Source organism: Sporanaerobium hydrogeniformans (genome assembly GCF_002735925.1).
Lineage (GTDB): Bacteria > Bacillota > Clostridia > Lachnospirales > Cellulosilyticaceae > Sporanaerobium > Sporanaerobium hydrogeniformans.
On sequence record NZ_PEDL01000021.1, the window covers coordinates 21,739 to 46,513 of the forward strand.

Below are 24,775 nucleotides of genomic sequence, written 5' to 3' on the forward strand. Positions count from 1 at the left end.
ATTCCTCCATGCTAATCCAAGGTATACATGGCTATTTCATCGGTTTCACGATTTGCTGCTACTAAAATATCCTCTTGATTTTTTCTGTATACCATTACATTTGCTGCACCATATCCGCTATCTAATTCTTCTACTTCATACTTTCCCTTCTCATCTACACTAAAAGAAAGTAATTTTTTTTCGCCTTGTCGATTACCTACTATCACTCTTGATTTTCCCCAAAGTTTTCCACCATAAAGTGCATGGAGAAAGTCTAGTTTTTCAGGGTACTCATAGTCTAACTGATAACTATCCTTATGTTTTTTGTATATACTGCAGGTATCACCATGGAATGGTGCAAATACAAATAATTCTTCTTCTCCATCATTATCTAAATCCAACATAACAGCATCGCTTGCTGGCGTATCTATTAACTGTTTTATTTCCCACTCTCCATCTGATTCCATAGGAGGAATAAATTGATAAACTCCCTGCTCACAAGACACAATGGCACTTTCTCCTACTTCATCTTGATGCTTATAATAACCATGATTTTTTAGCATTCCTGATTTTAATTCTTTTAAAGGAAGTTGCTTCTTTTCATCATAATCATCTAAGTTCTCTGGAAGTACTGCAAAAAATACTTTTCCTGGCATTGACCAGTCATCTTTGCAATTATGCCCTGATTTTAATGCACATACAAAGAGGTATTTCACTCCATTCTTTTGTAAAATATCAAAACGATGCACAAAAGGAACTTCTACCAATGTTTTGATTTCCCAATTGTCCTTACCTTTTGGGATGGCTCTAATAATTTTTGCTTCTTTAGAATCGTTAGGGGAATAAAATTCATGAGTCGCTAAAAATTCACCATTTCTATCTTCTAGTGGGACAATAGACATGGTACCACCTGGTCCTTCCCACACTGTTTCTTCTAAGTTTCCATCCTTATCAAAAAGCAAGCATTTATTTACTTTTTCAGCTGCAACTAAAAAATGTTGCTTATCGTTATAATAAAGCTCAGAAAGTGAATAACACTTTTCCAATGAGCCAATTACCTTTTTAGTTATCTTCATTTTCTTTTCTCCCGTCTTCTACTAAGCTGTTATAATCTCTTGGGATTTTCTTATAAACATGAACGGAATGGTATGTTTTGTGGTGCTTCAAAGCAATCTTCAAATCCTCTTGGGTGGTGATAAGCTTTACGCTCTTTATCACGTGGGTAAACGTATTTGCCTCCAACTTCCCAAAAGAATGGATGGAATTTATAATCCAATCTATCTTTTTTCATATCATATAATACTTTAATTTCATTGACATCTGCCATAAAGTTTGTCCATACATCATAGTGAATTGGAATAACAACCTCACAACGAAGTGCTTCAGCCATTCTTAAAATATCACAAGATGTCATTTTATCAGCCATACCTACAGGATTTTCTCCATAAGAACCAAAAGCAACATCAATATCATAATCTTTACCGTGTTTAGCAAAATAGATAGAATAATGAGAATCTCCACTATGATAAATGTTTCCACCTGGTGTTTTAATTAAGAAGTTAACCGCTTTATCATCCATATCTGTTGGACAAACTCCTGTTAGTTCTTCTCTATCTGGACCCGTAGAATCTGTTGTTACTAAACATGTTCTATCAAAAGAGTCTAAAGCTACAATCTCAATATCTTTTATTTTAATAACATCTCCTGGTTTAACAGTTACACAGCGTTCTGCTGGCACTCCCCATTTAATCCATGTTTCTACTGATTTTTTAGGTCCAATAAATGGAACAGGAATTTCTTTTCCATTTTCGTCCACTGTTGTAATACCACTATTAATAACATGTGCCGCATATTCAGCACTCATATGATCTTGATGATAATGGGTAGCTAATACCGCATCTACTGTTTTAATAGCAAAAGGATCAATAACAAATGGTACTGCTCTTAGATTTGGCTGCATTTTTCTTCCACCACACATATTTGCCATTTGGTGTCCTACTGCCATCTTTCCATCTCCATGTGTACGTTTTCCATTGCCACACCAAAGATCTATACTGATGTTACAGCCTGCAGGCGTTTTAACCCAAATACCTGTACAACCTAACCACCACATAGCTACTGTGCCAGGTTCTACTACTTCATCTTCAATTTCTTCATTTAACCAAGTTCCCCATTCTGGGAAAGTACTCATAATCCAACTCTCTCTTGTTATTTGATTAATTTTACTCATTCTTTCTCCTCTTTTCTTCTTTAAATTTATTTATTTTACATCTTCTATTAATGCCATTACTTCATTTAAACCTTTTGCTCTTATTACTTTTTCTGCCAATTCTTCACAGGCTTTGTAATCCCACTGACGAATAGCTGCTTTAATCTTTGCTACTTCACCAGCGCACACACTATACTCATCAAGTCCCATGCCCAAAAGAACTGGAACTGCCTTTATATCACTTGCAAATTCACCACACATTCCTACTGGAATTCCAGCTTTATGCCCTGCTTTGATTACTTTTGCAATAGCTCTCATAACTGCTGGATGGAAAGAATTATACATACTACTAATGTGTTGGTTCCCTCTATCTACTGCTAAAAGATATTGAGTTAAATCATTCGTACCAATACTAAAAAAATCTACTTCTTCAGCAAACGCTTCTACACACATAACAGAAGCAGGCGTTTCAATCATCATTCCTACTTTTACATGCTCATCGTAAGCTTTTCCCTCTTGCAAAAGTTCTTTTTTACATGTTTCTAAGAGAGCTTTAGCACTGTGTAATTCCTCAAGAGATACAATCATTGGATACATAATCCATATTTCACCAAAAGCACTCGCTCTTAATAAGGCGCGTAATTGCGTTTTAAATAAATCCTGCTTTTCTAAAGAAATACGAATCGCTCGCCATCCTAAAAAGGGATTTTCTTCTTGTTCAAATGGATAGTAGGGAAGTGCTTTATCTCCACCTATATCAAGTGTCCTGATAATAACTTCTCCTTCACATAATCTAGCAGCTTCTTTATAAGCTTCAAACTGTTCCTCTTCTGTAGGAAATTGTGTGTTTTCCATATATAAAAATTCACTTCGAAATAAACCAATGCCATCAATATATTTTGTTACTGCATTTTTTACATCCTCAATACATCCTACATTGGCACAAACTTTTACTTTTCTTCCATCCTTTGTTTCTGCTGGAAGGTTAGCTATCTTTTCTAAAAGCTCTTTTTCTTGCTGCTCTTTATGTTCTAATTCCTGATAATGCTTACGCGTTTCTTCATCTGGATTGATTATAATTATACCTTTTTGGGCATCCATTATAATCTGATCTTCATCATCAATGATTTCCATAATCCCTTGAACCCCTACTAATGCAGGTAAACCCATATTTTTAGCCATAATGGATACATGACTTGTTACACCACCTAATTCGGTAATAAAGCCCTTTATGTATTTTAAGTCTAATTTTGCAGTATCTGATGGTGCTAAATCCTTTGTTACTAAAATAGCTTCTTCATTTAGATCTCCAAAATCACGCTCTTTAAGTCCCTTTAAATGGGTCATTAAACGATTACGAATATCATTAATATCTGCCACTCTTTCACGCATGTACTCATTATCCATACTTTCAAAAATCATAATGAACTCTTGGGCAGTTTTGTCTAATGCTAGTTCAGCATTATCCTCATTCATTGTGATTTTATTAATAACACCCTCCATAAGTCCTACATCATTTACTAACTCAAGATGTGCTGCAAATATCTCATTGTCCTTTGCGAGTGTTTCTATCTTTGCAGAAACAAATTGTACAGCTTCTTTATATTTTTGAATTTCATCTTCTACATTAGAAATCCTATAAGTTGAAGGCACTAATTCTACTGTCTCTACCTTATATACTTTAGCAATAGCAATGCCGCTAGAAGTCGTTTTAGCTACTTCAATTGTCTTCATAGTTTACTCCTCGTTTAAACCACTTTTAATGGCTTCAATAATTGCTTTTAAGTCTTCTTCTTCTGTCATTCCGCTACACTCTACTGTAATCTCCATACCACATGTAATATTCGCTCCCATTAAAAAGAGAACACTTTTTGGATTGACTCTTGTTCCATCTTCTTTAATCAAAAAAACTTCTGATTTACAACCACGTGCTACCTCTGTTAATACCCCAGCTGGTCTTAAATGTAACCCTGATTTGTTAATAACTTTTACTTTTTCTTTTACCATTTCTCTCTTCTCCTTTTTAAGTTCTTTTTTTTTAATTTCAATACTTTATCTAAACTTTCCTGAATATAAATGGCTTCAACATGGTTTTGTAATGCTCTTAAAACCTCTCCAATCAAATATTTATTAAAAAGCAATTTTAGCTTTCCTTTATGCGTGTAAATAATAACGGTCATCTGTGAACTTAAATGTTCTTCTATTTCTATTTTTATAATCTGCTCCCAAGTGATTGTAAAACCAAACTTCTCAATTCCTTTTGATGAAATACCACGTTTAACTCCTACACTTCCAAAGAGTACTACATAAAGGAGTACATTTCGTAAGCTTTCTAAGAGTGATGCATCCTCTCTTACAGGACAAAACAAAAAGACACCAAATACAATTAATGCATATGTAAAAAAATCATCTTTACCTCTAACATGAATCGTACGGTTGCGCCTTACGATAAATAGTATTTCTAGAATTATCATCCCAACCAACAATAAACATAAAGCTCCATTTAAAACATTCATATTTGTTGTCCCTCCTTCCTTTTATGAAAATTTTATCACTGTTTTTGTTCGTTGTCAATCGTATTTTCCTTTATTTTATGTTCATTTTGCACATTATATGAACTTTATTTTAAGTAAAAATAAAAAAAGATGAAAAAAGAACTTATCTTTTTTCATCTTTTTTCTCTATTTTCACTTGGACTTTAACTCTCCTTTAGGATACACACATAACATTTATCCCTGCTGAATGTAATCCTCTTACTATCTCTTCTGGTGCTTTTTCATCTGTAATTACATTTTGTATTTTATTAAGGGGGCAACTGGTAAAACTACTATTTACCCCCAGTTTAGTATGATCTGCTAAAATATAACTTTCTTGGGTTACCCTTGTAAACATCAATTCATTAATATTTACCTCACTGAGTATTTCTGTGGTCATCCCACTTTCTAGACTAAGCCCACTGCATCCAATGAAGCTTTTTTTAGCCGTTACCATATTTAAATTACTCTTAGCAAATTCACCTACTAGAGCATGCTTAACAGCGCCAACCTCTCCTCCTGTCACAATGATTGTCACATTAGGAGAGTGTTCCATCCCAATAGCTTGTCCATTATTCGTGATAACCGTCACACGCTTATCACCTAAATATTTAATAAGTTGGAGTGCTGTTGCACTTGTGTTTATAAAAATAGTGTCCCCATGTTCTACAAGACTTGCTGCATATTTTGCAATTTTTTCCCGATAACCCTGTATCTTATCTTCTTGAACTCGCTCTTTACTACTTTCTCTCACAACAGCTGCTCCGCCATAAAAACGTTCTAAAAAATGATTGTCTTCTAAGTACTGTAAGTCTCTTCTTATTGTGAGTGGTGAAACATCAAACTTTTTTGCTAAATCATTTACCTTCACTGTGCCATCATTCTTTAGTGCTTCTAATACTTTGTTTCTTCGTCCATCAACTACACTCTTATTTCTTTTCATACTCTTTTTCACCTCACTTATTTGATATATTATATGAACCATTTGATTATTTGTCAATATACGACTATTAGCGGATCATGAAATATCATGTCCGCTAATAGTCGTTACTTCTATTATTTATGAAAGGTTCCGTATTTTTCAAAGCATTCCAATGCAAAAAGCATAGATTCTTCAGTTGTCCCAATTGATTTCAAATAACCATATTCCACGCCAATTAATCCGCCTGAAGGAGTAGCCCATTTTTCAACCAGTTCTTTTACTTCCTCTTCTATTAACTTTTTATCACCTGTTGGCAATGTTGCTTGGATATCTACTGCAGCTTCAAAACAAATCCTTCCTCGGGCAATTTTAGATACTTCATCGATATCAACTAATCTAGGTTGATGAATATTTAATATATCCACACCCATCTCAATAAAGTCTTCTAAAATATCATTTATCTTTCCATCAGTGTGTAAACGAACATCCATTTTACATGCATGCGCTTTATCAAAAACTCTTTTGTACTGTGGTTTAAAAATTTCCCTAAAGATTGTTGGGGAAATCATCAGACTTTGCTGAGTTCCCCAATCGTCTGTGGTATCATAACAATGAATTCTTCCTTCACCTAGACGATAAGCTTCTTCAATAATTCCAATCTGATAATCTGCAAGTTTAATAGCCAATGCTTCTATTTCTTCTGGATCTGTGATACAATCCATTAATGTATTTTCAAATCCACGAAGAAAATGCATTCTTTCAAAAATACATTGAGGACTATTAAGCTGGACATAGAGCCCCTTTTCTTCTGCAGCATCTAATGCTTCTTTTAATCCATCAAAACGTCCTTCTGCCTTCGCATCTGGAAATTCATAGGTCTCTAAATCTTCCCATTCTTCAATAGGAATATTAACAACCTGTCCCATATCAGAGCCTGTAGCATCATCACTTTCCCACAAGCATCCCCATTCGTCATGTTCACCGGAAACAGGACGTATTTTTTTAGAAACAGTACATGGTACACTGTTATCTCTTTTATCTCTTGGAGGTAATACAAAGATTCTACATACGTCACCTTTTCCTCCAATTCTATCAAATCTAAGGCCTATACGCTCTGGATTTTCAAAGCGAATATTCTTCTTAATTATCTCATATCCTGTCATAACTATGCTCCTATTTCATTAGGGAAATGTTCTTTTATTGCATTAACTAATGTGTCTGTAACTTGTTTTGTGTCAATTAAATTTTTTGTTTCTGCAATAACCGCATTACTTGGAGGAAGCATCCCTGCCCATTCAGGACTTGTTAAAACAATGTCTGTGTTGTTAATATATGCCATTGCTTCTCCGAAAGAACATGACTCTACATTTGCTTCAATCTTATTTTGTTGGCAAATATTTTTTACATTAATTTTTAAGATTGTACTTGTTCCCATTCCATTTCCACATACACATAATATATTTAACATTTTATCTCTTCCTTTCTAGTTGAGTAGGATAATTATCTAGTATACCCTACTTTTTATTTGTCATTTCATCATTTAACCTGCAATTGGAATTCCTAATGCTGCCCCTATTGCTTTAAGGATTGCAATAATTACTACCCATAATGTTGAATAGTCAAAACTTCCTTGCCACCATGTAAGCTCCATCATTTTTACTGCTAAAACAGCTCCAAAAATTTGGATAATACCACTTAGTGTACAAATAACTGCTGCTGCTTTCCAGCCACCACGTTTATTAGCATATACTGCCATTGTAGCATTATCAAAGAATAATGGAATAAAGCCAGGTACAATAAAAATAGGAGATTTGAAAATAATAAGTCCTGATAAAGCTAATACTTGACCTAACATACCAAAAAGTAATCCTAGTACAACTGATTTAGGTGCAAAAGCAAAGATTGCCGCACAATCCACACCTGCTACTGCTCCAGGTAATAACTTATCAGAGATACCTTTAAAGGATACCATTAATTCTCCAACGAACATTCTAACACCTGAAAGCAATACAACAATATTAGCTGTAAGGGTTAAAGTAATCCAAAGTAAGAAGATAACTGTATTTTTTAGACCTCCTTGGTTAAATCCTTCTGCACTCCTTAACCAATCAATCTGCTCTCCACCTATAAGGAAGAAAATAGCTACTACAGATATAAACATAACTAATGCTGTTGCAATAATGTTGTCTTGTAAAATATTTAATGAATCTGGTAACTTTTTCTTTTCAATATCATCTTTTTCAGCATTACCTAACTTAGGTGCAATTTTATAAGCAATGTAGCTTCCTAACATTTGTTGATGTGCTACTGTAAAATCTGCATTCGTCACTTCTTTTGTCGGTTTAATGAGTAAGGTTGAGCTAATTCCCCAGTACAAAGCTGTAATTACAGCTGCTATAATTACTGTAGGAATCATTCCTAAGCCTAGGAATCTCCAAACAATATATGTACTCACCCCAGCTTGAACAATCATTACATTACCTGTTAAAAATACAGCACGAATTTTAGTGTATTTTTTCAAAGCAACTAATACTAGGTTTAGTATAAAAGCAACTAACAGTGTGTAAATCCCCCATGAGGCACCTGTTCCTGCTCCTAGGATAGCATCCATTTTTTCATATCCTGCAGTCATGGTTGGATAAGTATTTAATCCTGCACCTTGCATACCTGTTACAGTTTGTACAGATACTAACAACTTATTGAAGTTAGTAATTAATCCACCTGAGCCAAATCCCATAATAAGAATACCAATACTCGCTTTAACTGCCCCACCTAATGCTTTTGAAAACTTCTGCTTCATGGCAATATAACCTACAAATACTATAACTGCCATTAGAATAAAAGGTTGTCCAAAAATCTGTTTTAAGAATAAATCTAAAAAATAATTTAACATTTACCTTCTCCCTCCGTAAACATTTTTAAAATACTTGATTTTAACGTTATTAACCGGCTTTATTAACGTTTTATTAACTCTCTTACATTTTACGAATTTTTTTAACGTTTGTCAACGAATTTATATGATTTATTCATAATTTATATGAACTTTTGTAGAGTTATAGTTATTAGTTCTAATATTTTTACCGTTTTATGATTGTTTTGTTTGTGTTTATATGTTTTTTTGTTTTATGTAGTGAGCTATTCCATCTTCATTGTTCGACAAAATAATTTCTGTCGCTTTAAGTTTCACTTCTTCTTGCGCATTGGCAACAGCTATTTTATTATCTCCACAACTAAACATACTTAAATCATTACTATAATCACCAAATATATAAGTGTTTTTCTTTTCAATCTTATAAAATTCTCTAACGGATTCTACTGCTATTTCTTTACTCACATTATAGGCTGCTACATTTAGTAAACCATAACCTGTACTTTCACATGCTACCTTCTCTGCAAATTCACTCTCTAACATAGACTGAAATAATGTCATTTTATCTTTATCTTTTTCATAAGCTACAAGCTTTACAATATTTTCAGGTAATTCTTCCTTGTATTCTTCTAAATTAATACACTCCAACTTTTCTTCTTTTCCCATGAGGTGACATATGTTTTCATATGCTCTAAAACGCTTTTTAAACTCCTCTGTATAAGAAGAACAATACATCTTCTCGGCTGAATACATCATATAGTTTATCTTGTTATACTTTAAAAACTTTACTATGTCATATAAAGTTTTAGGCTCTAATGTTATATGCCTAGTAAGCTGCTGACTATCCCACTTTTTTACCACAGCACCATTAGAAGAAATAACATAATCGCTTTTCAAAAGATCAGCGTAAATTTTCATCATTTGTTCGCAACGACCTGACGCTAAACAAATTTTTACTTTGCTCCTATCTAAATGACTAAATATATTTAGTGTATAGTCACTAATCGTTTTATCATCCCTTAATAAGGTACCATCTAAATCCATGACTAATAATTTCTTTTCCATATTAAAATAAGGGACTATCGCTTTCTCTTCACAACAGTCCCATCCTCCTTTTAAATTATTTACTATATTTTGCATCAATAGCTAACAAATCCTCTATATTCTTTGCTTCTAATAATTCATCCATAATTCCATTCGTTAAAAGCATTTGAGCTAGCTTTTCCATGTTTTTCATATGTACTTCATGATCTTTTGATGCTAAGACAAAAAATAACTTTGCATCTTTTTCTGGATTACCTTCTTCAAAACTAACCGCTTTTTCTACCTTCATAAAGCTTATAGCTGTATCATTCACACCTACAGCTCCTTCTTGAGAATGTGGCATTGCAATATTAGGTGCAAAAACAATATAAGGACCATATTTTTTCACACAGTTAATGACTGCTTCAACATATGACTTCTCAATAGAACCATCTTCCAACAAAGGTTCACAAGAAGCTTCAATGGCATCTTCCCAGTTATCAAAACCTTCACATAATTTCACACGTTTTAAATCTATTAATTCTTTTATTAACATAAACTTATCCTCCATTTATTTTTAATTCTTAATTGTTTTATGGTCATTATAATATATTTATATGAAATTTTCAAGCTTTTTTTATGTTCACTTTTGTATTGTATATGATTATTTTATATCATAAAATATTTTAATTTTATATTTAATTTTAATAATTTATTCTATTTATTATTACACAAATAAAAAAATACTCTAAAATGAATAGTTCTCACTTTAGAGTAATTTTTTTATTTGTTGCCTTTGTTAATCTAGTCGATAGACTTCTTCCATACTAGACCACCATTCACCTTCTTTACGGTCTTCTAAAGGTTGTTGGCAAGGCTTAACCACATCCCACCATTCTTTTGTTTTAGGGTCAGCAGCCATTTTCGCCATATCTTTTTCAAAATCATTTCCTACATATTCATAATAGGCAAATAGGTAATCACCTCTATGAAAGATCGTATAGTTTTGAATGTTGCATTCCTTAATCATCGCATTGATTTCTGGCCAAGCATGAGCATGATGATACTTGTACTCTTCTAATTTTTCGGGTCTTACCTTTATCATTTCCCCTATACGTTTCATAATCCCTTAAACTCCTTTCTACTCTTTATTCTTCCTTAATCATTTAGTTTAGTTGCTTCATCAAATAAGGCTTTAATATTGGCAGGTGGTATATCTTTAAGTATTGCTTCGTGACTTGGAGAAATAATAAGCCCTGTAGGGAAAATTTCACGTAATTCTTTTACCTTTGCTTGTACCTGAGTAGTTGTACCATTTACTAATAAATCTTGTGTATCTACCCCTCCACAAAAAGATACCTTTTCTCCAAATTTATTTTTTAAGCTTGTAGGGTCCATACCTGCTGCAAGGGCTTGAATAGGATGCACGATATCTACACCTGCTTCAATTAAATCTGGAATAATATCTACAATGGAACCACAAGAGTGATAAATTACTTTAAGACCATAACTATGTGCTTGCTCCACTAATTTTTTGCATCCTGGGATAATAAAGCGTCTTACCATTTCAGGTGAAAGCATAAGTCCCCTTTGGCTACCCATATCATTTCCGATAAGCACAGCATGAATTTTACCTTTAGTTGCTTCATAGAAAATTTCATTAGCTTTTAGGTAAAAATCCATAACTTTTTCATTAACTGCTTCATAAATCTCTGGGTTAGCAATCATGTTCATAAGAGCTGTTTCCATTCCGAAAGCAGCACATGTATCTTGAAAATGGGCTGACCACAGCATACCTAATACGACCTTATCCTTTGGTGCTGCTTCTACACGTCTTTTACATTCTTCTACATCAATATATTTTGCTGGGTCTGGCCATTCAAAGAACTCTAAGTCCTCTAATTCTTCGGCCTCGTTAAAACAACCATTTGTTGTAAGAGTTCTTTCTTCCGCATCTACATCTCCATCACCATACCAATCAAAGGCTGCATAGATTGCTTCTGCTGTAGGTGATTTGTAGGGTACTTCTACTGCATAAAAATCATCTCCAACTGCCAGTTTAAGTTCATGTAAATTTTTAACTCCATAATATTCAAAGAGAGCTGGTTGTGCATACATATCCGGCATACCTAACCACGCAGCAGGACGGTCAACAGGCTTTCTTTCTACAGTTGCATAAAAACGTTCAATACTATTCATATTTATTCCCTCCTCATATCTGTTTAAGCAGTAGCTTTACTACGTTTTTGAATACTATTAATAATAACGGCTCCAAAGATAACAAGTCCTTTTACAACGCTTTGCATATAAGGATTGACGTTAAGAAGTACCATACCATTACTTAAAATCCCTACAAAAAGTAAACCGACGATCGTTCCACCTAAATTACCTTCACCACCAGCCATATTGGTTCCACCAATAATTGCACCAGCAATGGTATCCATTTCCCAAGCATTTGCACAAGTGGGGTCACCTGAACGAACTTTTGATGCAAGTAAGATACCTGCTACACCACAAAGCATAGAAGATATAACAAATACAGTTGTTTTTACTTTTTCTACATTAATACCTGATAATCTAGCAGACTCTTCATTCCCTCCAATAGCATAGATAGAACGGCCAAAAACAGTATATTTCATAATATAAATAAAGATTGCATAAAAAATAATCATATAAATAACTAAGTAAGGAATACCAACAATAGATCCTGATGAAATTTTACCAAATGCATCTGGAAGTCCCGCAATTGGATAACCTCCGGTGAGGGTTTGAGCAAGTCCTCTAAAAGCTTGCATAAGTGCTAAAGTTACTAAGAAAGAGTGAAGTTTAAGTTTAGCAGTTACCCCACCTGAAATAAGTCCAAGTACTCCACTTATAAGTACTGTTAAAATTAAAGCAATGGGCATGGGCAAAGACTTAAGCATCATAGCTGCTACAACAGATGAAAAGGCTACGATAGAACCTACACTTAAATCAATATTTCCTGTAATAATAATCATAGTCATACCAATGGCTACAATAGATTGAATAGAAATCTGTTTTACAATAGTCATTAAATTACTTGGTGTTAAAAATTTATCATTTAATAAGGCAATAGCAATACACATAATTACTAATACAAAATACATAATATACTTCATTAAAAATGCTTTTAAAGTTTGTTTATTTACACTCATTTTTTCTCCCCCTTAGGTTAAATAGCTTTTTGACTTGTTGCATAATCAAGTAATATTTCTTGAGTCAAATCTTTATTTTCAAGCTCAGCTGTTACCTTTCCTGCTGCAAATACAACAATACGGTTAGCCACTTGCAGAACCTCTGGTAATTCTGAAGAAATCATAATAATTCCTATACCTTGCTCAGCCAGTTCATTAATGAGCTTATAAATTTGATTTTTAGACCCTATGTCAATACCTCTTGTAGGCTCATCCATAATTAAAATTTTAGGTGTTGTAGCTAACCATTTTGCAATAACCACTTTTTGTTGGTTACCACCACTTAGATCTTTAGCTGCTTGATTACCATCTTTACACTTAATACTAAGAGATTTAATATAGCCATCCATTAGTTCTTCTTCTTTATGTAAATCTAAGCCAAACTTTTTAACTAATTTATTCAAAATGGTCATTCCCACATTGTTATGTAAACTCATATTGAGAATAAGACCTTCTTCTTTTCTATCCTCAGTAATAAAACCAATTCCTGCCCGTTTAGCATCTAAGGGGGAATCTATTTTTACTTGTTTTCCTTCAACTAATATTTCTCCCTTGTCCTTTGGATCTGCTCCAAAGAGTGCTCTTACAAATTCTGTTCTTCCTGCACCTGCTAAACCTGCAATTCCTAAGATTTCTCCTTTATGGAGTTTCATATTTATATTTTCAAACTTCTTACCTGAAGAAAAGTTTTTTACTTCTAGGAGAGCCTCTGGTTGAGTATAGTTTACTCTTTTAGTTAATGTCATATTTTTTCCTACCATATTTTCAATAATGACATTTTTAGGTGCTTCTTCAATGGGTAATGTCTTAATATACTTGCCATCTCTATAAACAGAGATTCTATCACAAATAATAGGTAATTCTTCTAAACGGTGAGAGACATAAATAACACTAATACCTTTTTCCTTAAGCCCTCTTACAATATTAAACATCTTCTCAATATCATTATCTGATAGAGAAGCTGTTGGTTCGTCCATGATAAGTACTTTAATCTCATTGGATAAAGCCTTGGCAATTTCTACAAGTTGCTTTTGTGCTACACTTAGGTCACCTACAATAGTCTCTGGCTTGATATCTGATTCTAAGAGATCTAAAATCTCCTGTGCCTTACTATTAATATCCTTCCAATCAATTTTAGGAACTCCTGCCATTTTCTTACAAGGAAATTTACCCATATAAATATTTTCTGCTACAGATACTGTATTAATTAAACTAAATTCTTGATATACAGCACTAATCCCTAGTTTTCTTGCCTCAAATGTTGATTTAATGTGAATTTCTTTACCATCTAAGTAGATTTTCCCCTCATCATTTCCATAGGCACCAGTAATAATTTTAATTAATGTACTCTTTCCCGCACCATTGGCACCTACAAGGGCATGAACTTCACCTTTTTTTACTTCTAGGCTGGCATTATCTAAAGCTGTAATACCACAAAACTTTTTCGTAATTCCTTCTGCTTTTAATACAGTGTCACTCACTTAAACCACCTTCCTTTCTCCATTTGTTTCATAAAGAAAGAGACTTTAGAAACTAGTCATCCGCCTCTTTCTTTTGTTTTTGAATTTAACTTATTTTACTAAATCTTTGTGATCTTCTATATATTGCTCTATTTCTGCTGCATCATCTTTTATGTATGTTTTAAGTGGAACTAATACTTTCTTTTCAATACTTTCACCTTTAGCAGCCTTCACTGCATTTTCTACAGCTTTATAACCGATATCATATGGCATTTGAGTTGTAATTGCTTGAAGTTTTACTGCATCACTTTGCATATCTTTTGCAAGGTCAACACTCATATCTGTTCCCATTACTATAATTTTGTTGTTATTAGCATTTTGAAGAGCTGCTACACAACCTAATAATGAAGTTTGATTCCATGCCCAAATCATATCTATATCAGGATTAGCTGTTAAAATTTGTTCGGTTACGTCTAAACCTTGTTCTTGTAATTCAGCATCTTGTTCTGCTACAATCTCAATACCTGGTGCATCTTTAATAGCATCTTTAAAACCATTACATCTTTCTACACCTACTTCATAGCTACTATTTCCTAAAATAGCTAATTTACAACCATTTGGGAAGTTTTCTTTTACGTACTCTACTACATATTTACCAGTACTTCCACCTAAATCATAGTTTGATACACCTACGAAACCAGCTGTTTCTGTATTAACTGTTGTATTCCAGTTAACAACAGGAATGTTAGCTCCCTTAGCTGCCTCAACTGCTGCTACAGAAGCATCTGTTGAAAGTGGAGAGATACAAAGTGCATCTACTTGCTGTGCAACATATGTAGCAACATTATCTGATTCTTTAGATACCTCATTTTCAGAACTTACAATACTAAACTTAACTCCTAAATCTTTAGCTGCATCTTGTTGTCCTTTAATAACCTCTGCAAACCATTCGCCTGAAGTATTCATGATAACAGAACCAATGGTAATATCTGTTTTTTGACTATCTTCTTGTGCTGGTGCACCTTCAGCTGCCCCTTGGCTTGCTGTTTCTTTACTTTGACAGCCTACTCCTAAGCTCGCTACTAACATTGCACTTAACACAAGGCCCCACATTTTTCTTTTCATTTTTTAAATCCTCCTCTTTTTAACTAGGTGTGTTGATAACTCTATCATAAAAGAATCCCATGAAAATATACATTCAATATTTTCATGGGATTGGTCTTTTTTTTTCATTTTTTAGTTTGCTTTTTATTCCATGGTTCGCTTAAAGGAAGTTACATCTTCTTTTTTTAAGATCTGAATAGGATCCTTATACCAAGGACGTAGGCGAATACCTTGAGCTGCCATTATCGCACAGTAAACACTGTATTTTCCTTCATAGTCAGGTGGTTGTGTAATGATTCCATACAGTTTCCCCTTATGTAATGCCTCTAAATACTCTTCACTTTCACTGACACCTACTACATAAATCTCTTCTTTTATTTCTAATTCCTCTATAGCCTCAAGTATCCCCATAGCCATATTACTGTCATGAGCAAAAATACCCTTTAGCTGAGGATTTTTATGAATGAGGTCTTTGGCAACTAATTTAGCTTTCCTTCTCTCCCAATTGCCATTTCCAATACCTACAATCTCAATTTGAGGATAAGCTGCTAGCTTCTCAACAAAGGTTTGTGTTCTAAAAATTTGTGCATCACTCCCTGGTGCACCTTCTATAATAGCAATCTCTCCTCCTTTTTCACCTAGCGCTTCAATAAAAAGCTCTGCTGCTAAAGCTGCTTCCTCTGAGCTACTGGCACCTACATAAGTCGTAATATATTGCAAAGAAATCGCATCAACTTGCATATTCAAATTAATAACTGGTATATCTGCTTCTCTAACGCGTTTAAGGGGTGTTAATAATGACTTTGCATTGGTTGGACATAAGATAATAGCATCTACCTTTTGTGCAATAAATTCATCGAGCTGCTTAGTTTGTACCTGTACATCCCAATCTGCATACTTCAAAATAAGCTCTATATCTTTTTCTGTTGCTGCTTCTTTCATATAATGTGTAACACTTTTAAGGTATTCTGAATCTTCAGATGCAAGTGTTGCTCCTATAACAATTCTTTTGTTTTCTTTTTTTTCTTGTTGCGTAATTGCTATTTCTTTGTCTTTTGTTTCATAACTCCACACTCCTAAGGTAAAGCATATGGCTATTATTAAATAGATTACTATTCTCCTGTGTCTCATCACCTTTATCTCCTATCCCAGACTTTGTTCTATAATAGGAAGTGTAAGTATTGCGGTTGTACCTACACCTAATTCACTTGTATATGTAATACCATATTCCTCACCAAAGTATAACTTAATACGCTCATTTACATTTTTAACTCCAATGCCTGACCCACTGCTATTATCAAATCTAGAAGCTTTCACCAAAATGTCTTTACACATGTTTTCGTTCATACCATTACCGTCATCTGTAATCTTAACCTTAAGATAATCTGCCTTTTTATAAGCTATAATACTCACATGTCCCTTCCCTCTTTTTTTCTTAATACCATGATAAATACAGTTTTCTACAATAGGTTGTAAAATCAATTTAATGGTTTTGCAGTATCTCACTTCATCACTTAATGTAATGGTATATTCAAATTTGTCCACATAGCGCATGCTTTGAATAATTAAATAATTTCTTACATGCTCTAACTCATCTTGTATACCAATAAACTCACTTCCTCGATTAAGCGAAATACGAAAAAGCTTAGCTAATGCCTCTGTCATAGGAACAATGTTTTTATTTTGTGCCTCTGCCATCCATATAATTGAATCCAGTGTGTTATACAAAAAGTGAGGATTGATTTGGGCTTGTAATGCTTGCAATTCATATTTACGTTTATCTTCTTGCTCATTTACTACTTCTGCCATCAAATTTTTAATACGCTTTAACATGCCATTAAAACTCTTTGCTAACATGCCTGTTTCATCATTTCTAAAAATTTCTACTGTTACATCTAAATTTCCTTCATCTGCTAAATCCATATGTTCCTTTAGATGGATAATAGGCTTTACAATTTCTATAAGGAGGCTATTAAGTACTAGTATAATAATAATAAGTAGTAGCATTACCAATAATACAATAAAGAAAGTAGTCTTATACATGGAATTTGTCAAGGCTGGAATAGATGTCATGTGCACAAGCTTCCACTCTGTTCCTAGTATAGGCCGATAAACCGCTTGATACTTGACACCATTTCTCCAAATGGTAAAATCATCTCTTTTAGTCTTTTCTAAAGCACTGTTGATGGCTGTAATGAGTTTAGGTTCTCTTAGGTCATTCATACCTCTATACAACTCTCCTTGTGTATAAACAACTTCACCCTTTTCATTTAAAATCCATAAGTCTCCTCCATTGCTATTATAAACAGCATTACATATTTCTGTAATACGATTAAGATTAATATCTATCAAGATAACACCTAAAAAAGTCCCATCCTCATAGCTGCTAATCACTTTGCTTAGTGAAATATTGGGTTCTGTATTTCCTACTAAGAAATCATGCTCAGAAGGCCCTAAAATAACGAGTTGTTGAGGGTTAGCTACAGCTTTTTGATACCATTCATACTGGCTATAGTCCTTAATCAAGTTTAAAGAAGAGTAAATACTCTTCTTTAATAATAATCTTTCTTTACCAAAAATCATAACTGTTGAAACATCTGAACGACTATTTAAGGGATAACTAAATAGTTTTAAACTCATTTCGAAATTTTTCATATACTCTTTTGAAAGTTGATAACGGTAATCACCAGCTTGTTCATTCTGTTTTTCAGCAATAAGATAATTTTGTAAATAGTAATTATAATTAGCCTCATTAGCGATGGCTCCTAGCTCATCAAAATAATTATTTAATTGGCTATTGGTATGATTAAGTAGTTTTTGAGTATAGATAATATGCTCTTTTCTAATATTTTTACCAAACACCCCAATAAAAATCCCACTCGCTACTAAAAGACAAAGAACAATAAGTCCTGAAACCATTAACAAAATCCTATTTTTGATACCTATATGCTGCTGTTTTTCCCTCCATTTTTCTAGCAACACTTTAGTCTGCATGGAATCACCTCTCTTTACTTCTTTTCCTTAGCGTATCAGTCTAAAATCAGATGGTGACATCCCTGAATACTTTTTGAAAGAAATACTAAAATAATGTGGGTTAGAAAAACCAATTTCATATGCGATTTCATAAGTACGTTTATCTGTTGTTTTTAGAAGCTGCATAGCTTTTTTCATACGTACATCTGTTAAATAATCCGTAAAATTAATGCTCGTTTCTTTTTTGAACAAAGCACTTAAATAACCTGTACTTACGCCTACATGTCCTGCTACCGTTGCTAAACAAAGCTGCGTATCCGTATAATTTTCTTCGATAAAATCCTTAACCGTTTCAATGAGTATTTGGCCACTATGAGATTGCAAACGATGTAGCTCCTTGGCAATCTTCAGCGAAAAAACCAATATCCCTTCTTGTAGTTTTTCTAATGAGCTTACATGCTCTAAGCTATTATAAAGCCTAATTCCCTCATTCCATACTTCAAGTGGTAATTCCTTTATACTGGATAGCTCCTTAAGTAAACAAGTGATTACTTCAATAAAAATCATCTTAATATTAGAACTTGATAGATTCTTTGAATGAATAAGTATATCAAAAATACCCTGTAGGGATTCTTCAATATCTTTAGTTTGTAAAAATTTAATACTATAAATAAGTGTTTTTATTTCATCAAATGGATAAAAGAAAGATTTTTCAATGTAATTTAAATCACTAATATCATAAACACGATTACTGCCTAAAGAGTATTTACAGTCAAGTGCTATATCTGCCTCTTTATAGGACTGGTAGATATCCTTTATATCCGAAACAATTGTACCAATAGCACATGTTATATCTACCTTAAGAATACTATAAACAGCTTTTTGAATCACCTGAAGTGTCCTATATATAATATCCCGGGCATCATCTTGAATATCATCTACATTAAAAACTACAATAATATGATGGTTATAATCTCCAAAAATGCAGTGCTGATTGCCCACACTATCTTGGGTAACATTTTTCATAGTAAATTCAAAGAGCTCCCTGTCCCCATAGGAAACTTGAGTTAAATCTGCTTCTATAATCCCTACTACATAGTTATCTCCCTTTAAAGGTAGCTCAAGGTTCCGTATACCTTCTTCAATGTTTTTGCCTTTTCCATAGGGTGTACACACTAAAGAATATAAAAATTTCTCTCTTAAAGCAGGCATACTTTGAAGGACTTGTTCACGCATTTTAGCTATGTATTTTTTCTGAGTTTCTTCTATACGAAGTTTCTTACAGATTTCCTTCATTTTAGTATACAGGGTTGATGCTCCTACTGGCTTTAGAATATAGTTTTTAACACCTAAGTCCACTGACTCCTTAGCATATTCAAAATCCTCATGCCCTGTTAGTACAACAATATGGGTCTTAGGATAATCTCTTGTTACAATACGTGAAAGCTCTAATCCATCCATAAAAGGCATCACAATATCTGTCAGTATTAAATCTACCTTGCAATTTTTACAAATTTCAAGTGCTTCGATACCATCTTCTGCTTGATAGATACGTGTAAAACCTAATGACCCCCAATCAATAATAGTGGCAATGGACTGTCTAACAAGTGCCTCATCATCTACAATAAGTAGTGTATACATACCTTTCCCCCTAAAAAATCATATGTTCCATATAAAACTCATTAAAGTTCTTATTTGTAGAAAGATTTACTTCCTCCGCTACTTTACCAATATGCTCTACATTCTCTTCAGCCTCTTTATGAGTGCCATAATAAATCGCACCACCTAAGGAACTATTACCAACAATCTTTATTTTATTTTTAAAAGCTTCTGGGAATAAACCTATCGTAATGGCTTTATCTTTGTCTAAATTAAATCCAAATCCCCCTGCTAAGTAGACTGTTTCAACTTGGTCATAGGTCACACCATAGCTTTCTAAAAGGATTTCTATCCCTGTACGAATAGCTGATTTAGCCAGTTGAATTTCTCTTATATCCTTTTGTGTTAAAACAATCGACTCTCCATCTAAGGTAGTAGCAATAGGGTATCCTTCCTCAAAGTAGTCCTCTTCTAATAAACCGGTTTCATCAATAAGCTCCTGTTTAACTAACTCTGCTACTAGTTCAATAACACCTGTTCCACATAAACCAGCAGGTGGTTTCTGACCGATTGTTTCATACTGCATAGTACCTTCTTTAAAATGAACACGGGAAATAGCCCCTTCTATACTTCCTGTGCCCCATAAAATATTACCACCTTCAAAAGCAGGTCCTGCCGCTGTCGCTGCACAAATAATTTTATCCTTGTTCCCAAGTGCCATTTCACCATTTGTACCAAGATCTACAAATAATGCTACCTCTTGACGTGTTTCAAAATGACATGCTAAAAGTCCCGCTACAATATCACCTCCTACATAGGTAGAAATACCTGGTAGCAGGATTACTTCACACTCTAGATCTTCTCTCCCTAAAATTTCCTTAAAAGATCCTCTAATAGTACCAATATTAACAGGTGTAAAAGGAAAAACACCTAATGTTTCACAGGAATATCCCATGAGTAAATGTCCCATGGTAGTATTGCATCCTATCACAACTCGCTTAATGCGCTCTTTTGAAATATTTCCTTTTTTAATAACTACTTCTATGCCTTGCCATAGATCCTGCCTGATAAGCTCTTGAAGGACTTTTCCTTTTCCCTCATTTGATGCTTGGATACGTGAAATAACATCTGCACCATACGCTCTTTGCCTATTTACTGCACTTGTAATGTCCGTCATTTTACCAGTAGCTTCCTCTACTATTCCTACTGCTAGGGTAGTGGTTCCTATATCTATAGCAATTATATAGTCTTTTTCTATTCTATTATCTACTTCACTTTGTTCTAGAGCTACCTTATTCTCTTCTTCATAGTGTGTTAACACTTCAAAATGGGCATCTGCACGTAATACTTCTACTGTTAAAGGCTGTTGAACTTGTGCCATACATGCTAACCGATAGCCTTGATTTATTTCCGATTCCATTAACTTTTTAGAATCTGCTTCTGTTAAAGGAAGCTCACCAGAAACTACCCTTACTTTACATTTCCCACACACTCCTTTACCTGAGCAAATGGCATTAGGAAATATCTTATTTCTACGTAATACTTCTAATAAATTTTCACCTTTTTTACAGCTTATTTTATGAGACCCCTCTTCATTCAGCACTTCTATCTGAACAGTTGGAATCCTCCTGTTCTTGCAATTTATGCTTGGACATTTACTACAATCATGCTGTATTTCAAATAATTTTTCATCCTCGCTTAAAACCAATACATAGCCAATGGTCTTTACAGGATTAAACATATAACCATCAGATAAGTCAATGTTTAATCTTTCTTTAAGTTGCAAGCTTTCCCATATTTTCTTTTGAAATGTCATAGGGATATCATGAGGTGCTTCTAAACGTTTTTCTATGCCTCTCTTATGTTTTGCACACACTTGCCTGATAGATTCTTCCATCCCTTTTTCCATAGAAAAAAGATAAGCATCTGCTATGGCATCTACTAACATCCCTTTTAGATAATCCCCTTCTTTAAATAGAGCATTGCTGTACTGTGTAACCTTATTTCCTATAGTAAGTGCTACATAAATACATTCTTTTTTCCCTTGTAATGCTTCAATATCTCTTTCCTCACATGTTTTCTCTACTCCAAAAACCCCATAAGGCTCAAGGAGTGATAAAACGTTTTGTTTTACTTCCTCGTATTCTTCTACAACTTCTTCATAAATATCACTTTCTTTATAACAATCAATCAGTTTAAAAACTTCTTCTTGTTTAATAACATTCTCAAACTGCTTTACAATAGTTATATCACTCATATCTATTACCTCCTAAGCTAAAATCAATAAGCCACAAATGGGCACTACAGAATCTGTAGTACCCATTTACTTTCACTATTTCTTATCCTACTTTTTCTATTACAGCTTTTTTAGCCACTTCTGCACAAGTCGTTGCATCAGGTGTATAATAATCTGCACCAATTTGCTCAGCAAAACTTTCACTTACTGGTGCACCACCTACCATGACAATATATTTATCCCTTAAACCTTTTTCATTTAATGCCTCAATAACTGTTTTCATACTTGGCATTGTTGTTGTAAGTAGTGCTGACATACAAATAATGTCTGCTTCCACTTCTTCTGCTTTGCTAATAAAGTCTTCTGCTTCTACATCAACACCGATATCATGGATCTCAAGACCAGCACCTTTTAACATCATAACAACTAAGTTTTTACCGATATCATGAAGGTCACCTTTTACTGTACCAACGATCGCTTTTCCAATAGGTTTATTACCAACTTCTATAAGCTTAGGCTCTAAGATAGCTACACCTGCATTCATTGCTCGTGCTGCTACTAAAACCTCTGGTACGAAAACATCATTATTTTTAAACTTTTCACCGATAATCATCATACCAGATAATAGACCCTCGTTTAGAATCTTTTTAGGATCTATACCTTCATCTAAAGCCTGTTGTACTAAAACCTTTACATTCTTTGCTCTTCCTTTTTGTAGTAATTCAGATATTTCTCCTAAAATCTCCATATTATGTACCTCCTATAGAATCATTTATAAATTATTACTTTTATACTAATTATACAGAATAAATAAAATGATTTTTTGTATTTTTTTTAGAAATATGTTACTTTTTTTATATTTTCCATGGTATAATTTTATAAATAACTTTTTATTACACAAAGGAGCTGCTTGCAATGAAACCCTATCTTTATACAATTGTAGAAAAGAAAAAACTAAGAGAAATGCTAGAAGCTTTTGAAGCCTGTTTAAACTTACCTATTCAGGTTATTGATGAGCATGGTGATATTTTAGAGGCCTGTGGTAATACTACTCCTTTTTGTAGTATTGTAAAAGGCTTTTTACCTAAAAATGACTCCTGTGAAAAAATACATATCGCAGCTAGTAAAAAGGCTATTGAACTAGGTGAAACTTATATTTTTTCCTGCCATGCCAATCTTAATCATATTGTTTTTCCTCTACTTAATAAAGGAGTATTTTTTGCCTCTATTTTAGTTGGACCTTTTCTTATGGACAAACCCGACTCACTTCTTATAGCCGATGTTGCACATAGATATGCAATAGGAACCGATGACCTTCTAGAACTATATGATACGTCTTATTCCATTCGTGTCATTGCTCCAGCTTTAGTTACACATATCAGTAAACTACTTTATTTCTTATTTTATAATCTTATTTCAGACAGTCAAAAGCAATTTATGGATAATCAAGATAAATTCCATCAGCAATCTAAAATCAATGAATCCATTCAAATGTACAAAACCTTTGATATTACTAATAAAACTTCTTATCCTTACGAAAAAGAAAAAGAACTTATTAGTAAAGTCAAGGTAGGGAATATTCAAGAAGCCAAAAGTATTCTCAATGATTTATTAGGTTATGTTCTGTTCTCTGAAGGTAATAGTCTTGATATTTTAAAGACAAGAGCTGTGGAGCTCTGCTCTCTTCTTTCACGTGCTGCTATAGAAGGTGGGGGGGCTACTGATACCATCTTAAAAATTAGTAATCAATTTTTAAAATCCCTTCAAGAAATTACAGATTTTGAAATCTTATGTTCTAAACTCCAAGAAGCAGTAGAGGTTTTTGTTGAAAGTAGTTTTAACTATACTCCTACTAAAAGTAATGATCGTGTTAAAAAAGCCGTTGCCTATATCTCTAAAAATTTTTCTCATGCTATTTCTTTAGAAGAAGTAGCAGAACATGTAAATCTTAATCCTACTTATTTTTCAAGTATTTTTAAGCAGTATAGTGGTTCTTCCTTTAGGGAATACCTCAATATGGTACGTATAGAGGAAAGTAAACGACTCCTTTCCAATACGGACTATACAATTATTGATATTGCTATAGCAGTAGGTTTTGAAGATCAAAGTTATTTTTCTAAAGTCTTCAAAAAATATACTGGTCTTACTCCCAAACAATATCGTTAAACCTGATCATTTTTATACAAAAAAGCTGTGCTCAAGACTTTATGACTTAAGCACAGCTCTTTTTACTTTAAGAAAAATATACTAACAAAAAAACACCCTCAAGGGTGTTATGTTTTCTTATACTCTCAAAAACAAATACTACGACATATTCTGTTTTAACCGTTGTGATGGTCATACCATCTTATTTTAGGTCAAACCCTCGAACCGTTAGTACTTAGTACCTACATGCATTACTGCACTTACAGCCTAAGCCTATCTACCTCATAGTCTCTAAGGGGTCTTACTTCCTTTCGGAATGGGAAGTCTTATCTTGAGGGGGGCTTCACGCTTAGATGCCTTCAGCGTTTATCCCTTCCAGACTTGGCTTCTCTGCTATGCCATTGGTATGACAACAGATGCACCAGTGGTCCGTTCATCCCGGTCCTCTCGTACTAAGGACAACTCCTCTCAAACTTCCTGCGCCCACGACGGATAGGGACCGAACTG

Annotated in this window: 22 protein-coding genes and 1 rRNA gene; 1 reads left to right on the forward strand and 22 read right to left on the reverse strand. The window is 33.7% G+C overall.

Translation table 11 applies throughout. The features are described 5' to 3' along the window. Positions 1-11: 11 nt before the first annotated feature. From CS063_RS14600 to CS063_RS14700, 21 genes are all read right to left on the reverse strand, one after another. A complete protein-coding gene (locus tag CS063_RS14600) occupies positions 12-1,055 on the reverse strand; it encodes a hypothetical protein (protein ID WP_099450438.1) in 1,044 nt (347 codons plus the stop codon). Between the two features lie 50 nt (positions 1,056-1,105). After that, positions 1,106-2,209: an L-ascorbate 6-phosphate lactonase gene (gene ulaG, locus CS063_RS14605; RefSeq protein WP_099450439.1), complete on the reverse strand. Its 1,104-nt coding sequence runs from the start codon at positions 2,207-2,209 to the stop codon at positions 1,106-1,108. A 30-nt stretch (positions 2,210-2,239) separates the two neighbouring features. Further along, the gene (ptsP, locus tag CS063_RS14610) at positions 2,240-3,922 is read right to left on the reverse strand and encodes a phosphoenolpyruvate--protein phosphotransferase (RefSeq protein ID WP_099450440.1); all 1,683 of its coding nucleotides are present in this window, start codon (positions 3,920-3,922) and stop codon (positions 2,240-2,242) included. A gap of 3 nt (positions 3,923-3,925) precedes the next feature. Beyond that, complete coding sequence (locus CS063_RS14615; RefSeq protein WP_099450441.1) at positions 3,926-4,195, reverse strand: HPr family phosphocarrier protein; 270 nt, start codon at positions 4,193-4,195, stop codon at positions 3,926-3,928. Next, positions 4,189-4,704, reverse strand: coding sequence for a hypothetical protein (locus CS063_RS14620; RefSeq protein ID WP_099450442.1), 516 nt, complete (start codon positions 4,702-4,704; stop codon positions 4,189-4,191). The genes CS063_RS14615 and CS063_RS14620 overlap by 7 nt, the downstream gene beginning before the upstream one ends. Before the next feature lie 193 nt (positions 4,705-4,897). After that, a complete protein-coding gene (locus CS063_RS14625; protein WP_099450443.1) occupies positions 4,898-5,665 on the reverse strand; it encodes a DeoR/GlpR family DNA-binding transcription regulator in 768 nt (255 codons plus the stop codon). Positions 5,666-5,778: 113 nt separating this feature from the next. Beyond that, positions 5,779-6,807, reverse strand: coding sequence for a uroporphyrinogen decarboxylase family protein (locus CS063_RS14630; RefSeq protein ID WP_099450444.1), 1,029 nt, complete (start codon positions 6,805-6,807; stop codon positions 5,779-5,781). Between the two features lie 2 nt (positions 6,808-6,809). Further along, positions 6,810-7,112, reverse strand: a complete 303-nt coding sequence (locus CS063_RS14635) for a PTS sugar transporter subunit IIB (RefSeq protein WP_099450445.1) — start codon at positions 7,110-7,112, stop codon at positions 6,810-6,812. A 72-nt stretch (positions 7,113-7,184) separates the two neighbouring features. Then, positions 7,185-8,537 carry a PTS transporter subunit IIC gene (locus CS063_RS14640; protein WP_099450446.1) on the reverse strand — a complete coding sequence of 451 codons (1,353 nt, stop codon included), beginning with the start codon at positions 8,535-8,537 and terminating at the stop codon, positions 7,185-7,187. Positions 8,538-8,750: 213 nt separating this feature from the next. Next, positions 8,751-9,653 (reverse strand): HAD family hydrolase, encoded by a 903-nt coding sequence (locus CS063_RS14645; protein WP_099450447.1) that lies wholly within the window; start codon positions 9,651-9,653, stop codon positions 8,751-8,753. Next, entirely contained in the window at positions 9,634-10,092 is a 459-nt protein-coding gene (locus CS063_RS14650) for a PTS sugar transporter subunit IIA (RefSeq protein ID WP_099450448.1), read from the reverse strand. The genes CS063_RS14645 and CS063_RS14650 overlap by 20 nt, the downstream gene beginning before the upstream one ends. Before the next feature lie 243 nt (positions 10,093-10,335). Next, the gene (locus CS063_RS14655; RefSeq protein ID WP_099450449.1) at positions 10,336-10,659 is read right to left on the reverse strand and encodes an L-rhamnose mutarotase; all 324 of its coding nucleotides are present in this window, start codon (positions 10,657-10,659) and stop codon (positions 10,336-10,338) included. Positions 10,660-10,694: 35 nt separating this feature from the next. Then, positions 10,695-11,735: a uroporphyrinogen decarboxylase family protein gene (locus CS063_RS14660; RefSeq protein ID WP_099450450.1), complete on the reverse strand. Its 1,041-nt coding sequence runs from the start codon at positions 11,733-11,735 to the stop codon at positions 10,695-10,697. A gap of 23 nt (positions 11,736-11,758) precedes the next feature. Further along, complete coding sequence (locus CS063_RS14665) at positions 11,759-12,712, reverse strand: ABC transporter permease (protein WP_099450451.1); 954 nt, start codon at positions 12,710-12,712, stop codon at positions 11,759-11,761. A 17-nt stretch (positions 12,713-12,729) separates the two neighbouring features. Then, on the reverse strand, positions 12,730-14,232 hold the full coding sequence (locus CS063_RS14670; protein WP_099450452.1) for a sugar ABC transporter ATP-binding protein: 1,503 nt from the start codon (positions 14,230-14,232) through the stop codon (positions 12,730-12,732). Between the two features lie 90 nt (positions 14,233-14,322). Then, a complete protein-coding gene (locus CS063_RS14675) occupies positions 14,323-15,336 on the reverse strand; it encodes a substrate-binding domain-containing protein (RefSeq protein WP_099450453.1) in 1,014 nt (337 codons plus the stop codon). A 123-nt stretch (positions 15,337-15,459) separates the two neighbouring features. Beyond that, positions 15,460-16,446: a sugar ABC transporter substrate-binding protein gene (locus CS063_RS14680; protein ID WP_099450454.1), complete on the reverse strand. Its 987-nt coding sequence runs from the start codon at positions 16,444-16,446 to the stop codon at positions 15,460-15,462. Between the two features lie 12 nt (positions 16,447-16,458). Further along, positions 16,459-18,309, reverse strand: a complete 1,851-nt coding sequence (locus CS063_RS14685; RefSeq protein WP_099450455.1) for a cache domain-containing sensor histidine kinase — start codon at positions 18,307-18,309, stop codon at positions 16,459-16,461. Positions 18,310-18,336: 27 nt separating this feature from the next. Next, the gene (locus CS063_RS14690) at positions 18,337-19,929 is read right to left on the reverse strand and encodes a response regulator (protein ID WP_099450456.1); all 1,593 of its coding nucleotides are present in this window, start codon (positions 19,927-19,929) and stop codon (positions 18,337-18,339) included. A gap of 10 nt (positions 19,930-19,939) precedes the next feature. Beyond that, complete coding sequence (locus tag CS063_RS14695; protein ID WP_099450457.1) at positions 19,940-22,144, reverse strand: ASKHA domain-containing protein; 2,205 nt, start codon at positions 22,142-22,144, stop codon at positions 19,940-19,942. A gap of 82 nt (positions 22,145-22,226) precedes the next feature. Next, positions 22,227-22,871 (reverse strand): corrinoid protein, encoded by a 645-nt coding sequence (locus CS063_RS14700; RefSeq protein WP_099450458.1) that lies wholly within the window; start codon positions 22,869-22,871, stop codon positions 22,227-22,229. Positions 22,872-23,038: 167 nt separating this feature from the next. On the opposite strand from CS063_RS14700, the gene CS063_RS14705 reads away from it, so the two are divergent. Further along, positions 23,039-24,289 (forward strand): PocR ligand-binding domain-containing protein, encoded by a 1,251-nt coding sequence (locus CS063_RS14705; protein WP_099450459.1) that lies wholly within the window; start codon positions 23,039-23,041, stop codon positions 24,287-24,289. Between the two features lie 187 nt (positions 24,290-24,476). On the opposite strand, the gene CS063_RS14710 is transcribed toward CS063_RS14705, so the two are convergent. Beyond that, positions 24,477-24,775 (reverse strand): 23S ribosomal RNA (locus CS063_RS14710); the annotation flags it as partial.

Excerpts from the sequence above, each read along its gene's own strand:
- CS063_RS14660 (WP_099450450.1), bottom strand. The coding sequence starts at position 11,735 with ATGAATAGTATTGAACGTTTTTATGCAACTGTAGAAAGAAAGCCTGTT.
- CS063_RS14600 (WP_099450438.1), bottom strand. The coding sequence starts at position 1,055 with ATGAAGATAACTAAAAAGGTAATTGGCTCATTGGAAAAGTGTTATTCA.
- CS063_RS14685 (WP_099450455.1), bottom strand. The coding sequence starts at position 18,309 with ATGCAGACTAAAGTGTTGCTAGAAAAATGGAGGGAAAAACAGCAGCAT.
- CS063_RS14620 (WP_099450442.1), bottom strand. The coding sequence starts at position 4,704 with ATGAATGTTTTAAATGGAGCTTTATGTTTATTGTTGGTTGGGATGATA.
- CS063_RS14655 (WP_099450449.1), bottom strand. The coding sequence starts at position 10,659 with ATGAAACGTATAGGGGAAATGATAAAGGTAAGACCCGAAAAATTAGAA.
- CS063_RS14640 (WP_099450446.1), bottom strand. The coding sequence starts at position 8,537 with ATGTTAAATTATTTTTTAGATTTATTCTTAAAACAGATTTTTGGACAA.
- CS063_RS14635 (WP_099450445.1), bottom strand. The coding sequence starts at position 7,112 with ATGTTAAATATATTATGTGTATGTGGAAATGGAATGGGAACAAGTACA.
- CS063_RS14690 (WP_099450456.1), bottom strand. The coding sequence starts at position 19,929 with ATGTATACACTACTTATTGTAGATGATGAGGCACTTGTTAGACAGTCC.
- CS063_RS14615 (WP_099450441.1), bottom strand. The coding sequence starts at position 4,195 with ATGGTAAAAGAAAAAGTAAAAGTTATTAACAAATCAGGGTTACATTTA.
- CS063_RS14680 (WP_099450454.1), bottom strand. The coding sequence starts at position 16,446 with ATGAGACACAGGAGAATAGTAATCTATTTAATAATAGCCATATGCTTT.
- CS063_RS14665 (WP_099450451.1), bottom strand. The coding sequence starts at position 12,712 with ATGAGTGTAAATAAACAAACTTTAAAAGCATTTTTAATGAAGTATATT.
- CS063_RS14645 (WP_099450447.1), bottom strand. The coding sequence starts at position 9,653 with ATGCAAAATATAGTAAATAATTTAAAAGGAGGATGGGACTGTTGTGAA.
- CS063_RS14705 (WP_099450459.1), top strand. The coding sequence starts at position 23,039 with ATGAAACCCTATCTTTATACAATTGTAGAAAAGAAAAAACTAAGAGAA.
- CS063_RS14650 (WP_099450448.1), bottom strand. The coding sequence starts at position 10,092 with ATGTTAATAAAAGAATTAATAGATTTAAAACGTGTGAAATTATGTGAA.
- CS063_RS14675 (WP_099450453.1), bottom strand. The coding sequence starts at position 15,336 with ATGAAAAGAAAAATGTGGGGCCTTGTGTTAAGTGCAATGTTAGTAGCG.
- ulaG (WP_099450439.1), bottom strand. The coding sequence starts at position 2,209 with ATGAGTAAAATTAATCAAATAACAAGAGAGAGTTGGATTATGAGTACT.
- CS063_RS14695 (WP_099450457.1), bottom strand. The coding sequence starts at position 22,144 with ATGAGTGATATAACTATTGTAAAGCAGTTTGAGAATGTTATTAAACAA.
- CS063_RS14625 (WP_099450443.1), bottom strand. The coding sequence starts at position 5,665 with ATGAAAAGAAATAAGAGTGTAGTTGATGGACGAAGAAACAAAGTATTA.
- ptsP (WP_099450440.1), bottom strand. The coding sequence starts at position 3,922 with ATGAAGACAATTGAAGTAGCTAAAACGACTTCTAGCGGCATTGCTATT.
- CS063_RS14630 (WP_099450444.1), bottom strand. The coding sequence starts at position 6,807 with ATGACAGGATATGAGATAATTAAGAAGAATATTCGCTTTGAAAATCCA.
- CS063_RS14700 (WP_099450458.1), bottom strand. The coding sequence starts at position 22,871 with ATGGAGATTTTAGGAGAAATATCTGAATTACTACAAAAAGGAAGAGCA.